This is a genomic window from Aeromonas sp. FDAARGOS 1411, assembly GCF_019047125.1.
GTDB classification, from domain to species: Bacteria; Pseudomonadota; Gammaproteobacteria; order Enterobacterales; family Aeromonadaceae; genus Aeromonas; species Aeromonas veronii.
Genome location: NZ_CP077214.1, coordinates 2,659,317 through 2,673,574, shown reverse-complemented (window position 1 = coordinate 2,673,574; position 14,258 = coordinate 2,659,317). Strand labels below are relative to the sequence as shown.

General features: G+C 59.8%; 14 protein-coding genes, 1 tRNA gene and 1 other annotated feature. Of the genes, 10 read left to right on the top strand and 5 right to left on the bottom strand.

Annotation, left to right across the window (positions count from 1 at the left end; genetic code table 11):
- Positions 1-167 precede the first annotated feature (167 nt).
- The 4 genes from I6L41_RS11815 to I6L41_RS11800 all read right to left on the bottom strand — a co-directional run bounded on the left by I6L41_RS11815 (position 168) and on the right by I6L41_RS11800 (position 4,564).
- Complete coding sequence (locus tag I6L41_RS11815) at positions 168-2,105, bottom strand: methyl-accepting chemotaxis protein (protein WP_204484022.1); 1,938 nt, start codon at positions 2,103-2,105, stop codon at positions 168-170.
- Positions 2,106-2,210: 105 nt separating this feature from the next.
- Positions 2,211-3,095: a DMT family transporter gene (locus I6L41_RS11810; RefSeq protein WP_204484021.1), complete on the bottom strand. Its 885-nt coding sequence runs from the start codon at positions 3,093-3,095 to the stop codon at positions 2,211-2,213.
- A 187-nt stretch (positions 3,096-3,282) separates the two neighbouring features.
- A tRNA-Arg gene (locus I6L41_RS11805) sits at positions 3,283-3,359 on the bottom strand.
- Between the two features lie 50 nt (positions 3,360-3,409).
- Positions 3,410-4,564, bottom strand: coding sequence for a flagellar assembly protein FlgT (locus I6L41_RS11800; RefSeq protein ID WP_216959017.1), 1,155 nt, complete (start codon positions 4,562-4,564; stop codon positions 3,410-3,412).
- A 218-nt stretch (positions 4,565-4,782) separates the two neighbouring features.
- On the opposite strand from I6L41_RS11800, the gene I6L41_RS11795 reads away from it, so the two are divergent.
- Positions 4,783-5,403 carry a FlgO family outer membrane protein gene (locus I6L41_RS11795; RefSeq protein WP_041208019.1) on the top strand — a complete coding sequence of 207 codons (621 nt, stop codon included), beginning with the start codon at positions 4,783-4,785 and terminating at the stop codon, positions 5,401-5,403.
- Positions 5,404-5,413: 10 nt separating this feature from the next.
- Positions 5,414-5,839, top strand: a complete 426-nt coding sequence (locus I6L41_RS11790) for an LPP20 family lipoprotein (RefSeq protein ID WP_216959014.1) — start codon at positions 5,414-5,416, stop codon at positions 5,837-5,839.
- A 77-nt stretch (positions 5,840-5,916) separates the two neighbouring features.
- On the opposite strand, the gene pheA is transcribed toward I6L41_RS11790, so the two are convergent.
- Positions 5,917-7,089: a prephenate dehydratase gene (gene pheA, locus I6L41_RS11785; RefSeq protein WP_005343631.1), complete on the bottom strand. Its 1,173-nt coding sequence runs from the start codon at positions 7,087-7,089 to the stop codon at positions 5,917-5,919.
- 38 nt (positions 7,090-7,127) lie between these two features.
- Positions 7,128-7,249: a sequence feature (Phe leader region), on the bottom strand.
- 170 nt (positions 7,250-7,419) lie between these two features.
- On the opposite strand from pheA, the gene I6L41_RS11780 reads away from it, so the two are divergent.
- The 8 genes from I6L41_RS11780 to phrB all read left to right on the top strand — a co-directional run bounded on the left by I6L41_RS11780 (position 7,420) and on the right by phrB (position 14,257).
- Positions 7,420-8,031, top strand: coding sequence for an HAD family phosphatase (locus tag I6L41_RS11780; protein ID WP_216959012.1), 612 nt, complete (start codon positions 7,420-7,422; stop codon positions 8,029-8,031).
- Between the two features lie 18 nt (positions 8,032-8,049).
- A complete protein-coding gene (locus I6L41_RS11775; RefSeq protein WP_201937345.1) occupies positions 8,050-8,328 on the top strand; it encodes a DUF6482 family protein in 279 nt (92 codons plus the stop codon).
- 79 nt (positions 8,329-8,407) lie between these two features.
- Entirely contained in the window at positions 8,408-9,244 is an 837-nt protein-coding gene (locus tag I6L41_RS11770) for a hypothetical protein (RefSeq protein ID WP_201937343.1), read from the top strand.
- 106 nt (positions 9,245-9,350) lie between these two features.
- Complete coding sequence (locus I6L41_RS11765; protein ID WP_118854234.1) at positions 9,351-9,923, top strand: DUF3157 family protein; 573 nt, start codon at positions 9,351-9,353, stop codon at positions 9,921-9,923.
- Positions 9,924-10,112: 189 nt separating this feature from the next.
- Entirely contained in the window at positions 10,113-10,754 is a 642-nt protein-coding gene (locus I6L41_RS11760; protein WP_158112028.1) for an autotransporter, read from the top strand.
- Between the two features lie 180 nt (positions 10,755-10,934).
- Positions 10,935-11,882 carry a DUF523 and DUF1722 domain-containing protein gene (locus I6L41_RS11755; protein ID WP_005343644.1) on the top strand — a complete coding sequence of 316 codons (948 nt, stop codon included), beginning with the start codon at positions 10,935-10,937 and terminating at the stop codon, positions 11,880-11,882.
- Between the two features lie 69 nt (positions 11,883-11,951).
- A complete protein-coding gene (locus I6L41_RS11750) occupies positions 11,952-12,839 on the top strand; it encodes a MerR family transcriptional regulator (RefSeq protein WP_216959010.1) in 888 nt (295 codons plus the stop codon).
- On the top strand, positions 12,836-14,257 hold the full coding sequence (phrB, locus tag I6L41_RS11745) for a deoxyribodipyrimidine photo-lyase (RefSeq protein WP_216959007.1): 1,422 nt from the start codon (positions 12,836-12,838) through the stop codon (positions 14,255-14,257). The genes I6L41_RS11750 and phrB overlap by 4 nt, the downstream gene beginning before the upstream one ends.
- Position 14,258: the final 1 nt, after the last annotated feature.

Genomic DNA, 14,258 nt, shown 5'->3' with positions numbered 1-14,258 from the left:
ATGAGAGCGTTTTCTTGAGGCCGCAGCCAGCGCCAGTACGGGTTTTCATCCGGTACAGGGGAAAAGGTGTCAGTTAACCTGCCGATAACAGATAATTTTGTGCTACAAAAAAACTTTCCCTCTGGTTGAGGGAAAGTGATCTGGTGAGGATGCGGGGCGAATAGGGTTCAGCCTTGCTGGCCGAGGATGTGGGGGATCTGCTGCGCCTGATGGTGAATATGGGAGGAGACCTGCACCGAGAGCTGACTCACCTGACGGGCATGCTGATGGATACGGGCGATCAGATCGGCAAAACTGGCCAGTTTGTGCTCCTGACTCTTGGCGTTGTCGGCGCCCTGCAGGGCGATCACTGCGGTGTTGCGGGCGATCTCCCGCACCGCCTGGGTGGTCTGACGCAGTTGTTCCGCCTGCGCCCGCTGACGGCTTGACTCGCTGGTGATCCGGTTCAGTACAGTGCCAAGCTGTTCGCCGGATTGGGTCAGGCGCCCCAGAATATCGGTGATCTGGTTGAGTGATTGCTGGGTATTGGCCGAGAGGTGGCGCACTTCATCGGCAACCACGGCAAAACCGCGTCCCTGTTCCCCTGCGCGGGCCGCTTCGATGGCGGCGTTGAGGGCCAGCAAGTTGGTCTGCTGAGCGATATGACCGATCACATCGACAATGGCCGTCACATCGGCAACCGAGCGGGTGAGGGCTTGCAGCGCCTCATCGCTCTCGTCAATCGCCAGTCCGGTCTGATGAGTGGCGTGCAGCATGCTCCCCACCAGATCTTCGCTCTGGCTCATCGCCTGTTCGTTATGGTGGGCATGCTGGGCGATGTCGGCGGCGACCTGATGGACCTCTCCGGCCAGCTGGTTCAGCTCATCCATCATCTGACCGCTCTCATCGACCACCTGTTCGGTGGTGCGGGTGCTGTGGTGGATCTCGTCAACCTGACTGACCATCCCTTGCAGACTGAGGGATACCGCTGACAGCTGCCCCTCTTTTTGTTGCTGATCCTGTTGCAGGCGACCGATCAGCCGGTTGTAGCTGGCAACGATATCAGCCAGCTCGTTGCGATCGCGCCCGGTAGGCAACGGCTCGGCCTGCCCCGTCTGATCGAGTTGCATAAAAGCTCCGCGCAGTCGCAACAAGGGGGTGAGCAGCCAACGTCGTTGCACCAGCGCAAACAGCAGGGCGACTATCACCAGACAGAGCGCTAACGTGCCGAGGATGGTGGCCAGCTCCTGATTGACGGCTTGCCGTTCGCGGGCAAGTTGTTCCCCCATCTGTCTGGTCGCTTGCAACATCGCCATGATGTCTTGCTGCACGGTCTGGCGGCCAGCCTGTTGCTGTTGTAGCGCCGTGCGGCTGTTGGCCAGCTCCTGCGGATAGCGGCCCAGCAGCGAGCGTAATTCGCTGCGCGGTTGCTCTCCCAGCTCCTTGCGCACCGGCTCCCCCAGCGTGAACTCATCGGCGGGCGCCTCTTCATACAGGCCGAGCAGCGGCAAGGCTTGCAGCGCTTGCGCCTGTTTTTGCAGTGCCTCCAGCTCGAAGCGGATCCCTTCGAGCAGCTTTTCATTGCCCTGCTCCATATAGCTTTGGCGCAAATGGGCGAGGCGCGGCAGGCCCGCCAGGATCTCGGCAGCGCTGCTGCGATATTGCTGTGCCGCGGCAGATTGTTCCGTGCTGGCGCCTTGCTCCCCATAGCGGATCAGCGCCATGGCCTGGCTGCCCAGCTCACTCTCAGCGTTTTGCAGCAGCAGCTGGCTGTTGCCCGAGAGCTTGCCTGCGGCCTGATAGTCGTGCGCGATGCGCTGCGCCATCTGTTCGAGTTGCTGTCTGAGCGGGGCTGCCACGGCATCATCCTGAGCTGCCAGCGAGGAGAGCGCTTGCTGACGGACCTTCTCCGCTGCTGTCAGTTGTTGCGGATCGCCGCTGTTGAGGTAGTCACGCAGGCTGTTTTGCAGGTTCACCGTCACCAGTTGTTGCAGCGTCTCGTGCTGATGCTGGGCCTGATTGGTATGGGCAAGCTGTTGCCAGCCGTGGTAGAGGGCCAGCGCCTGTCCTCCAGCAACCAGTAGCAAAACAAGGGAGGATAGGGTGGCGTAATGGGCGATTTTCACGGGGTAATTCCTGTCAGCACAGACCATGGGGGAGCGTGGCCAGAGCCTAAACAGGGATGATGGCGTTTTTATGACAGCATGGTCAGGTGGCCCCATTTTGCCGACTTAACTGGCTTGGGATACCTGCACGCTGTTGCGTTGGCCCAGCATACCGAGCAGGGCGCCTCCTATGATAAGTGCCCCGGCCAGCAGATGGCGCGAGGTCAGCGTTTCTCCATTGAGCAACACCAGCAGCAAGGTACTCAGCAGCGGTGTTAGGTAGGCAAGGGCACCGATCCGGCGTGGATCGCCGTCTCGCAGTGCCAGATACCAGGTCACAAAGGCCGCCCCCATCGGGCCCAGCGCCAGCCCGATGATCAGCCACCAGTCACTGGTGGGGATCTGCGCGAGTGGCAGGGGCCCCTCCAGCAGACGGGCGAGCAGCAGAGCCAGCAAACCAGCGGGCAGGCAGGCTGCCGCAGTGACCACGGCAGGGGCTGGCGGCAGACGGCGTGATAGCACCGAATAGGCCCCCCAGACGACAGCTGCACCGAGCGCCAACAGGTATCCCGGCAGATAGGCCTGCTGCAGTTGCAGCTCGCTATTGACCATCACCAGCATGGAACCCGCCAGACCAAAGGCGCCAGCCAGCAGGTGACGGGCATGGAGGGGATGGCCGGGCAACAACAGCGGGGTGAACAGAATGATGCAGAGCGGCCAGAGGTAGTTGATGAGGTTGGCCTCCAGCACCGGGGCATGGCGAAAGCTCATAAAGAGCAGCAGATGGTAGAGCAGCAATGCCGTAACCGTCACCAGCCAGGTAATAGGGCGAGCGCGCCATTGGCGCCAAAACGGCAAGGCCCCGACCCCGCAGAAAAACAGCACCAGCCCGACCAGCACCAGTGGTGACACGCTGGTGACCCGTGACGTCAGCGCCGCCAGTGAAGCCCACAGCACAATGGTCAGCAGTGCAAAACCGGTGGATCTATCCCACCAGGAACATCCGGACATCCAACACTCCTTTGCAAGATGAAACAGGGCTTGGCCTCACAGACAAGCCGAAGAGAAGCAGTCTATCAGAGAGCGCATGCTCTGAACGCAGAAAGGAGAGGGTAATTACGGTTGGATGGTCGGATTCATTGTCGCCAAAAACGACCAAGGGGTTGGCACCATGATGATGCCAACCCCTTGTTTTATATGGCGCTCCCGACTGGAGTCGAACCAGTGACCTGTCCCTTAGGAGGGGACCGCTCTATCCTGCTGAGCTACGGGAGCTGTGTGGCGGGCATTATACAAGAAGCAACTCCCTTTTAAACCCTTGATTCTTATTCCAATACTGCCAAATCCCCATTCTGGATGTTAAACGGCGAATATTTGTTCTGGCTACTGATGATGGCGCCATCGTCGAATACCTGCACCACCTCGAACAGGCCGTCGGCCGGGTTGCGCATCATGCGGGACTTGCCGTAGGGGTCGATGAAGTCGGCGTTGTGCTGGATCCTGAACTGGTCGCCGAGCTTGACGCCGTTGCGTCGGCCGAGATTGATGTAGGGACCGCGTTCGTTCTGGCCAACCACCCGGGCGGTGACCGGGGCACAGGTGAGCTGGGCCACCAGATCCTGAGCGGCCTGCTTCAGCTGGTAGTTGACCTCCTGGCCGTAGCTTGACTGCCAGAACTGGCCGCTGCTGCTGCCCACTTGCTCCCGCTTGCCGAAGGTCCAGGTGGCGCGCCCTTCGTAGACCTTGCGGTTGATCAGGCTGCCGTTGATGCCGTCAAACAGGTAGAGCTGCATGCGAAAGTTGCGCACGGGATCCTCATACCAGCTGGTCAGCTGGTTGCCCTGAGGCTCGATGGAGAGATCGTCGATGCTGCCGAGCACCAGATATTGGCTGTCGGTACGCAGGCTGAGTGCCTTGATCTCCTCGAGGGCGCTGCGATCCCCCTGTTGCAGATGGAGCGGATCGATGCGCAGATTTTCATCCAGCCACTGGCGCACCGCCACCCCTTGCGGCGCATTGGCGAGGGTTTCGAACAGCCGTCGCGAGAGGTTTTCCGGCATGTCGTCCATGGCGCCGTAGCTGGCCTGATCCGGATAGCGCATCCGCAGCCTCACCAGTGTCAAATCCTTGGCGAAGTGCTGGGTCTGGCAGATCTGGCGCTCGGCCTGAATGTCGGCCACTAGCGTGATGTACATGCGGCCGTTGCGCACCTCTTCCCGTTTGAGGCGGTACTGGCGAATGTCGCCGCCGGAGCGGATCTGGATCTGCTCGGATCGCAGGCTGCCATTTTCCAGACGCTGCACGCTGGAGACGGCGGCGCCGCTGGCCAGCAGCGCCTGCCGCAGGGCATCGCGAGTCGCCTGTTCGCGGGCGTAGACTTCATCCCCCCCCAGAATGGCAGCACTGCCCTGCGCTTCGATAAGCTCGGCGCGGGCGCTCAGGCTGGCCAGCAGCAGGGTCAACAGCAGCGGTAATTTCATAGCAGATACCTTGATTAGGCGACTCGCAGCCTCTTCTCTTGAAGAGGGCATGGCGGGCCGACATGGATCACAACAGTTGTTCGATGGCGTTTTTCTGACCATCCGCCAGAGATTGGCTTAACAGCGAGTGTTTCAGCAAGAATCATGCCTCATTCCCGGCTCAAGGTTTGGCCGACGCGTCCGATAACAAATCAGGTGCAGATACAGGAAAGGTATCCATGAACAAATTCATCACGGCGTTGGCGCTCGCTCTGGCATTGGCCGGCTGCGGCTCCGACCCTATCAATCGGGATCAGGGGGATCCGCGTCAGGCGGCGCAGGGGATGGAGCTCAACTGGCTGGTGGCGCGCATGACCGATCAGCTGATGGAGCGAAAATCGCTCTCCACCCTGACCGATCCCATCGCGGTAGCCTCTTTTGTCGATCTCGATACCCTGCAGGATACCAACTGGATGGGGCAGCAGATTGAGGAGAGCTTTATCTACGAGCTCAACCGTCGCGGCGAGGTGGTGGTGGACTTCAAGCTGACCGGCAGCATCAAGGTGACGCCGCAGGGGGATTTTGTGTTGAGCCGCAACTACAAGGAGCTCTCTCCCCGTCTGCCCATCTCGCGCATTCTAGTCGGCACCTTCAGTCGCAACAGCAAGGGGGTTCTGGTCAACGCCCGCATCATCGATATGCGCACCAAGATGGTCGAGACCACGGCCCAGAGCCTGATCCCGCAGAAATATCTGTTCGGTGCCAACAACTCGTTTGGTCGGGCATCGATTAACCGCGGTTATCTGATGCGTGACAGTCAGGCCCGACCGGGTGGTCATCTGGTCAACCTGACCCCATAAGGAGCGAGTCATGAAGATGTTGTTTAGTTGCCTGCTGGCTCTCTTGCTCACCGGTTGCAGCTACAACCGGGTGACTGATTACACCCAGGGTGGCAAGCCCGATGATTTTCCGGTGCTCAAGGCGGTGGGCTATGCGGTGATCGACATCCAGCCTGGCCCCTCCCAGTCGGAGAAGATGCTACAAGCCATTCGCGCTTCCAAGATGGATGCTTATCGCGAGCTGGCAGAGCAGCTCAATGGTCAGCAGGTGCGCGGTCAGAGCAGCTATCGTGACCTGACCCAGACCTCCAACTCGCTGGATGTGTCGGTCGCCGGTGTGGTGCGTGGTGCCCGGGTGGTTGCCTCTTATCCGCGCGGTAACACCTATGCCACCGAGATGGAGCTCGATACCCGTGCCCTCTACAACATCAACCAGCTGATGGCCGGTCAGTTCTGAGTTGATGGGCTTGCCGTGAAAACCGGCATCAAAACAAAAGGCGAGCAGGGTGCTCGCCTTTTGTCGTTGTGGGCTGGTTAGCTCCCCATCAGCACCGGCGGCACTGCGGTGGGTTTCACATCCTCGCTCGGGTAGCAGCCAAGCACCTTGATATAGCGGGTGATCTTGGTCAGCTCCACCAGTGCGGCCTGCATCGCCGGGGTCTGCAGGTTGGCGGAGACATCGAGATAGAACATCTCTTCCCACGGGTTGCCCTGCACCGGACGGGACTCCAGTTTGGTCATGTTGATCTCGTGGCTGCGCAGTACCAGCAACGCCTCGACCAGCGAACCCGGCTTCTGGGAGGTGGACATTATGAGGGTGGTTTTGGCCGGGATCTGCGGTGCCACGTCGATTGGTTTGCGCGCCACCACGATGAAGCGGCTGTAGTTCTCTTTCTGGTTGGCAAGCTGCTCGGCCAGCACATCCAGACCATACAGTTCGCCACCGGCGGCGCTGCCGATGGCGGCGGCCTCCGGGCTGGCCAGTTCTTTCACCTTCATCATGGCACTGGAGGAGGAGTCGCAGATCTCGTGACGCGCCCCTTCCAGCTTGCTCAGATAGTGGGAGCACTGCTGGAACACCTGCGGGTGGGCATAGAAGGTTTTGATGCGACTCAGCTCGGTCGGTACGGCGGTGAGGATACAGTGCTCGATGGGGTAGGTGAGCTCGCCGACGATGGAGAGGCTGGTATGCTGCATCACGTCATAGACTTCGTTGATGGAGCCCGAGCTGGTGTTCTCGATGGGCAGCACGCCGAAGGCGGCGCGGCCTGACTCCACCGCATCCAGCACTTCGCGGAAGTTCTGGCAGTTCACCTCGATCACCTGATCCTTGTAGCGCGCCAGATATTTGCGGGCGGCCAGGCTGGAGTAGGAACCGCGCGGTCCCAGATAGGCGACGCTGGTCATCGGCTCCTGCTGCTCCGGGTTGAGCAGGCTCTGCAGATAGGCCTGCTGGGAGAGCACAGAGTCTTCGATGATGGTGTGATAGATGCGGGTGATGTACTGGGCATCCAACCCCAGCACGCGCCCTTTCTGGATCAGGGCGACCAGCAGCTCCTGCTCCCGCTGGTGGTCACGAATGGGGCGCGGGTTGGCTTGCTTGGCACGGGCGACCTCGATGCTGAGGGTCTTGCGTTTCGCCAGCAGGGCAAGCAGCTCCTGATCCAACCGGGTGATGTCTTGTCTGATCTCGTCGAGCGTTGCCATGATTGTTCCCTATCCAAGTAATCGATTGATATTAATGCAAAAAAAAGCCTCCGCTAGGGGAGGCTCGATTCGTCTTTGCTTTCTGTTCACACGACGACAGGCCTTCCCTCAAGCGGGCCGGATAAACGAGAAAGCAAAGAAGAATGGTGCGTGCATAGGTGTGTCCTTGAAGTAACGTCATAACCATTAAGGGATTTGCCGGTCTGATGCAAGTAAAACTTGCCCGCAGGCGGGGATGGGGGCAGGGTATCCGGTTAAGAAAATGGCGTATGAGCGATGTTCTATTGACTCTGTTTTTATGACTGAAACCCAGTGGGGGAGGTAAAGACGATGGCGATTATTTTCGATCTGGGACGGGTGGTGGTGAGCTGGGATCCGGTAGGCATAGTGCGTTCCGTGCGTGGTCCGCAAGGGGCCGAACAGTTGGCTGAGCAGCTCTTTAACCACCCGGATTGGCTGGAGGTAGACAGAGGCACCATGTCGCTCCACACCATGGCCCGGGAAGCGCAAGCGCGCACCGGCCTCTCGACGGCGGAGAATCTGGCCATTTTACAGGCAGTTCCCGCTTCCCTGCTGCCAGATCCCGCTATGCTAACCCTGATAGCCGAGCTGCACGGGGCGGGGCACACTCTGTATGCCCTCTCCAACATGGGTCATGCCAGCATCGACTGGTTGGAGCAGCATCAGGATTTCTGGCGCTTCTTCAGCGGCAAGGCGGTCTCGGCGCGGGTGCGGATGATGAAGCCGGAGCCGGATATCTACCGCTATCTGCTGGTGTCGTTCGATCTGAAACCGGCAGAGTGCATCTTCATCGATGACAGTCCCGCCAACATTGCGGCCGCCGAGGCCCTCGGTATCAGGGGGATCGTCTTTACCGACGCGGCGAGTTGCCGCCAGCAACTGGGTGAGCTGGGCTGTTTGCCCGCCACCGGCAGGGGGTGATGCCCCTCTAGGAGCACTATGGAGCATGGCCGGTTTCGCAATTGGCTCAGTCACTATCCCGAGGCGACCCTGATCATCGCCTGCAAGGATGGCAGCGGTTATCAGCTCTGTGTTGAGGCAGAAGGGGAGTGCCTCTGCCTGACCGACAGTGAGGGAGGGCACCTGACCTTCACCTCGCTGGATCAGGCGCAGGGTTTCTTGCGAGCCCATCGGGTTCACCAAGCAAGATTACGAATTTATGACGCCCAAAATGAAGATTTAGCAGCAGAATCACAGGAAATAATCATCAAGTTTTAATTTTAACCAGACTCTTTAAGGGTCTATTCAGTTTGTTTGCCGCACAATACTGCACCTGTTCATCATCCGGAGCTGTTTAATGGGTGCCAATGTAGTTGTACTGAATCAGGGATATGATCACTCTTTTCAAGCCAGGGAACAGCTGCTGATTGAGCGACTGGCAAGTTTTGACGAGCTGGTTGTCTCTTTTTCGGGACGGTTGGAATCCTGCTACAGCATCGAGCTGTGCCGCGCTGCCGGTGTGAAAATCCACGCAATTACCCTCGATAATCCAACCCGCAGTCGCAGCGAAGTGGCCCGTGCCCGTCGTTATTGCCAGCGTTATGGCATTGAGCACTGGGTCATCAAGAGTGACGAGATCGTCTTTTGCGATCGCCTGCCAAATATTGAAGGGCTGATCGACCCGGTTCGCCGCATTGGTGAGTATGTGCAGGCTCGTCCGGAATGGTCTCATCTGCCGTTGCTGGTTCCGGCCGCGGTGGAGGAGCGTGATGATTATCTTGCCCAGTTCGGGTCTCTGCCTGCCAACTCTATCTGGTTTTTTGCCGACAACGGATTGATGCGCCGCGATTATCGTTACGGCTTCAACAAGCGTCAGCTCGGTCGTTGGGGCAAGGGGAGCAACGGTTGCCTCAGCAATCGCTTCACCAATCCACGGCTGCTTGAGCAGCGTTATCTACGAATGGTGGATCAGGCAGAGCAGATGCTGGCCGACATGGGGCTGGACGAGGCACAGGTCTTTTTCCATACCCTGTGTGACTGCTCCACCACCCTGGCCCGGGTGCGTCTGCCCGAGCATCAGCGTGCGCAGGCCTTTGATATGCAATCGGATATTTTGTCTGCCCTCAAGGGGAGCAAGTTCGATCTGGTGACCCTGGATATGGCACAGAAAGAGCGACACGATGTCGCCATCTAGCCTGCGGGCAAGCGATGCGGGTTCCAGAACGTGAGTGCCGTCATAGGCAAGGGGCGACGGGACTGTTTATACTGTCGCCCTTTCACCCGTTACCGAGCTTTGCCCTATGAAACCCTTCTCCCGTCTGCTGATTGCCCTGTGCCTCTCCCCCGTATTGGCGCAGGCTGCCCCTCTTTCTCAGGTGACGCTGCCCGATGGTCGGCAGGTTCAGCTCAACGACGACTTCACCTGGGAGTATCTGGTGGTCAAACCGGCCGAGCCCGTGCAGGGCGTGGCTGCTGATGGGAAGGCTGGGGCCGTGGTGGCCGTCGCTGCTCCGGTGCTGACCGATCAGGCCAAGGCCAATCCGGAACTGCTTGCCCAGATGGCGCGTGACGGTGTGGTGGTCAAGCTGGACAAGATCGAGGGATCTGACCCGCTGGTGCTGACCTTTATGGTGAGCAATACCGGCACCCGCAATGTGGTCGGGGTACGTGGCATGGTGACCCTGTTCAGTGCTGACGGGGTGCAGCTGAGCCGTCAGGAGGCCCGCTTCTGGGTTGCTGAGAATCGTCTGCCGGAGACCTATCTGCGCAAGGGGCAAGCCCGTCCTTCGCTGGCCCTCGAGATCCCCCGTCCTGCCGGATTGACTGGTCAGCCGCTGGTGCGGGTCGAAATTGACGAGGTGGTCTTCCGCTGATTTGGCGTTGTTCCGGCCCATGCAAACCGCTTGGGCCGGCAACTTGTTGCCGCTGACACCCCCTGCAATATCTGCTTACATCTGACATGGTTCTGCAACAGCTTGCAGCTCGGCAAGCTGGAAACCTGATCGCAAAATGACTCCATACCAGCTCGCTAGCAACGGGCCCAATCACATGGAGTTATCATCATGAAAAAAGCAACTGTCTCTCTTCTGGTTCTGGCCGGATTTGCCTCTACTTCCGTCATGGCGCAGGATGCCTTCAGCTACGCCAAGGGCGCGGCTACCTGGGCGCACACCAAATCCGACTATCTCAACGGTACCTTCAGCAATGACAGCAAAGGGACCCGTAATTTTGGCGGTCTGAGCCTGGATCTCTCCAAGAGCTTTGGTTCCAACTTCTACGGTCGTGCCGGGACCGAATATACCTCCCGCAACGATGGCAACGACAGCATGTCGATCTCCAGCATCGGTGTCGGTGTCTTTACCCCGCTCAGCACTGGTCTCAATCTCTATGGTGAAACCGGTGTGATGGGCTACACCCTGGAGCGTGAGCTGGCGAATAATGTTGCCGGTAAGGGCTGGGATGCGGTCGCTCGCAAAGATAGCGGCAGCATGTACGGTGAAGTGGGTCTGCGCTACGACATCGGCAATGTCGAGCTCTCCACGGCCTACCGCTACGCCAACATGACCGACGATATGCACGACTTCAAGGTGGGCGGTGCCTACAAGCTCAACCAGAACTGGGCGCTGACTGCCGATTACACCTATCGCAACTGGGATCTGCAAAAAGGTTCCATCTCCAGCCTGGGTGTGAAGTACAGCTTCTAATCCTCCTTCCAGTAGTCTGTAGTGTCTTGATTTTTACCCATGGCGTTCGCCATGGGTTTTTTCGTTTTCCAGTGATCTCTTTTTTCTCCTTGTGTCGTATCAGTCGGCAATAGTTATACAACTTCCATTTTTTTGTATAACTGCTATAACTGAATCAATGCTTATACAAGGAGTGTCGTCATGTACAAGATTAAAGTCGGTATCAGTGCCTGCCTGCTGGGACAAGAGGTACGTTTCGATGGGGGCCACAAGCGCTCCAGTTTCTGTGAACGGGATCTTGGCGCTCACTTTGACTATCACCCCGTCTGTCCCGAGATGGCCATCGGTCTAGGGGCGCCTCGCGCCGCCATCCGGCTGGTCAAGCGCAACGGCGAGATCCGCGCCGAGGCGAGCAACGGTAGCTTCGATGTCACCGAAAAGCTGATTGCCTTTAGCGAGCAGAAAGCGCGCCAGCTCGACTTTATCTCCGGTTATATCCTCTGTGCCAAATCACCCAGCTGCGGCATGGAGCGGGTCAAGGTCTATGGCGCCAACAACGAGGGGAGCGCCAAGGAGGGGATCGGCCTCTTTGCCAAGGCGTTGATGGAGGCCAACCCCCTGCTGCCGGTGGAAGAGGATGGTCGGCTCTGTGATCCCATCCTGCGGGAGAACTTCGTGCTGAGGGTCTTCGCCTACCACGACTGGCAGCAGCTCTGTGCGCGTGGTATTACTGCCTCTGCGCTGATCCGCTTCCACTCCCGCTACAAGTATCTGGTGCTCTCCCACGCCACCACCCACTACAGGGCGCTCGGCAAGCTGCTCGGCAATCTGGGCAAGTCCACCAATTTGCAGGAGGTGGCCGACAACTACATCAAGGGATTGATGACGGCGCTGACCCTGCGAGCCAACCGCCGCAGCCACACCAATGTGCTGATGCACCTGCAGGGCTACTTCAAGCGGGTGCTGACCCCGGCCCAGAAGCAGGAGCTTGCCGATACCATCGACAAGTACCGCACCGGCATATTCCCCTTGCTGGTGCCGCTCACCCTGATCCGTCACTACCTGCGCGAGTACCCCAATCCCTATCTCGCCGAGCAGGTATATCTCAATCCACACCCCGATACGCTCAAATTGCGTTACGGGCTCTGAATCCGTTCTGTTGCCCCGGCGGATGGTTTGCGCCGGGTAGCCTTACTCCTTTGTTTGATGGACGTTGTCATGTCTGATTTATCGCAAGAAGTTGCTCCTCTGGCTGATGAGGGGATCTACCCCATTCGCGAGGTCTCCCGTCTCACCGGTGTCAACGCCGTGACCCTGCGCGCCTGGCAGCGCCGCTATGGTCTGGTGCAACCGGCCCGCACCGAAAAGGGCCACCGCCTCTACAGCGAGCAGGATATTCGCCAGATCGGCGAGATCCTGAGCTGGCTGGAGCGGGGAGTGAGTATCGGGCAGGTGAAGGGGCTCTTGAGCGAACCCCATTCCGAGCCAGTGAGCGATCACTGGCAGCAAACCCTGGAGCAGTTCAGTCAGGCGCTGCTCGCCTTCAACCAGCGCAAGGCGGAGGCTGAACTCAACGATCTGCTGGCGAGCTACCCGTTCGAGCTGGTGCGCAGCCGGATACTGCAACCGCTGGTGGAGCGGCTGCTGGGGCTGTGGCGCGAGCGGCCCGATGGCGAGCTGCTGCAACAGGTGTGGCTGGGCTGGCTCCATACCCGCTTCGCCCGTCACCTGATCGAGCAGGAGAAAGGCGTGCCGATCACGCTGGCGAGCTGGGGACAGGTTGGCCCCCTCGATCTGGTGTGGGCCGCCTACGAGCTGATCGGTCAGGGCTATGAGGTGCAACTGCTGGGGGCGATCGAGCCGCGCCATGCCAGCCTGCTGGAGGGGCGTGCCGTTACCCCCTGGCTGGTGCTGCTGGGTGCCGGGCTCGGCAAGCAGGAGCTGGCCGCCGGGTGGCCCGCAGGCACATGCCTGTTTGGCGAGCTGGGGCGCCTCTACGACGATGAGTGGCTTAAAGCCCATGGCTGGCAGGCGAGCCTTGCCGAGTTGATAGCGGATGCCCCAGATGCTGCTGGCACCAGCGGACGCGGGAGGAAAAAATCATGAAACTGGTCTGGTTTCGCAATGATCTGCGCCTCGCCGACAACCCCGCGCTGCGGCATGCCTGCGCCGGTGATGAGCCGGTCGCCGCGCTCTTTATCATCTCCCCCACCCAGTGGCGGCAGCACAAAATGGCCCCCATCCGTCAGCGCTTTATGTTGGCGCAGGTGGATGAGTTGGGCCGCGAGCTGGCGGCCCTTGGCATCCCGCTCCATCTGCTGCGAGTGGAGACTTTTGCCGAGGTGCCTGTCGCGCTGGCAGACCTCTGCCGCGAGCTGGGGGTGACCCAGCTCTACGCCAATCAGGCTATCGAGATCGATGAGCTGCGTCGCGACCATGCCGTCAGCGCCGCGCTGGCAGAGCAGGAGGTGAGCTGTCACTGGCTCAACGGCTGTTGCGTATTGCCACCGGGGCGGGTGCTGACCGGCTCGGGTGAGATGTTCAAGGTGTTCACCCCTTTCAGCCGCGCCTGGCTCAAGGCCCTCGACGAGGAGGGGTTTGTCATTCATCGGGCGCCGACACCGCGTGGCGAGCCTTTGCCTTGGCAGCCGCTGGCTGAGCGGGCGTGGGTTGATGAAGCTCTCGGCGAGCTGACGGTTGATCCGCATTGGCCGGTGGGGGAGGCGGAAGCTCTGCGCCGTTTGAACATTTTTCTGGAACAGGCAGTGCTCGACTATGGGGAGACCCGGGATTTTCCTGCCATCGCGGGCACGTCCGTGCTCTCCCCCTATCTGGCGGCGGGCATCATCAGTCCCCGTCAGTGTGTGGCGGCGCTCCAGCAGCGGCTCGGCTATCGGCCCCAGTCCAAGGCTCAGCCCGGCTTTGTCTGGCTCAACGAACTCATCTGGCGCGAGTTCTATCGCCACCTGCTGGTGCTGATCCCGACTCTCTCCATGAATCGCCCCTTCAAGGCGGAGACGGCGGCCTTGCCGTGGAGCTGGGATCCGGATGCCTTCGCCGCCTGGTGCGAGGGCCGTACCGGCTACCCCATCGTTGATGCAGCGATGAGCTGCCTCAACGCCACCGGTTGGATGCACAACCGGCTGCGAATGATAGTGGCGAGCTTTCTCACCAAGGATCTCCATATCCACTGGCGGCTCGGGGAGGATTATTTCATGAGTAGGCTCATCGATGGGGATCTGGCGGCCAACAACGGCGGCTGGCAGTGGGCGGCGGGCACCGGCGCCGATGCGGCCCCCTACTTTCGGGTCTTCAACCCCACCACTCAGGGGCAACGATTTGATCCACAAGGGGAGTTTATCCGTACCTGGGTAACTGAACTTGCCGATATTCCCGCCGCTTATGTGCATCAGCCCCACGACTGGTTGCGGCTCAAGGGGCGACGTGATTATCCGGCACCCATGGTGGATCACGCCGTTGCCCGGGTGAGAGCCATCGAGATGTTTCGCTCTCTGGAGAAATAGG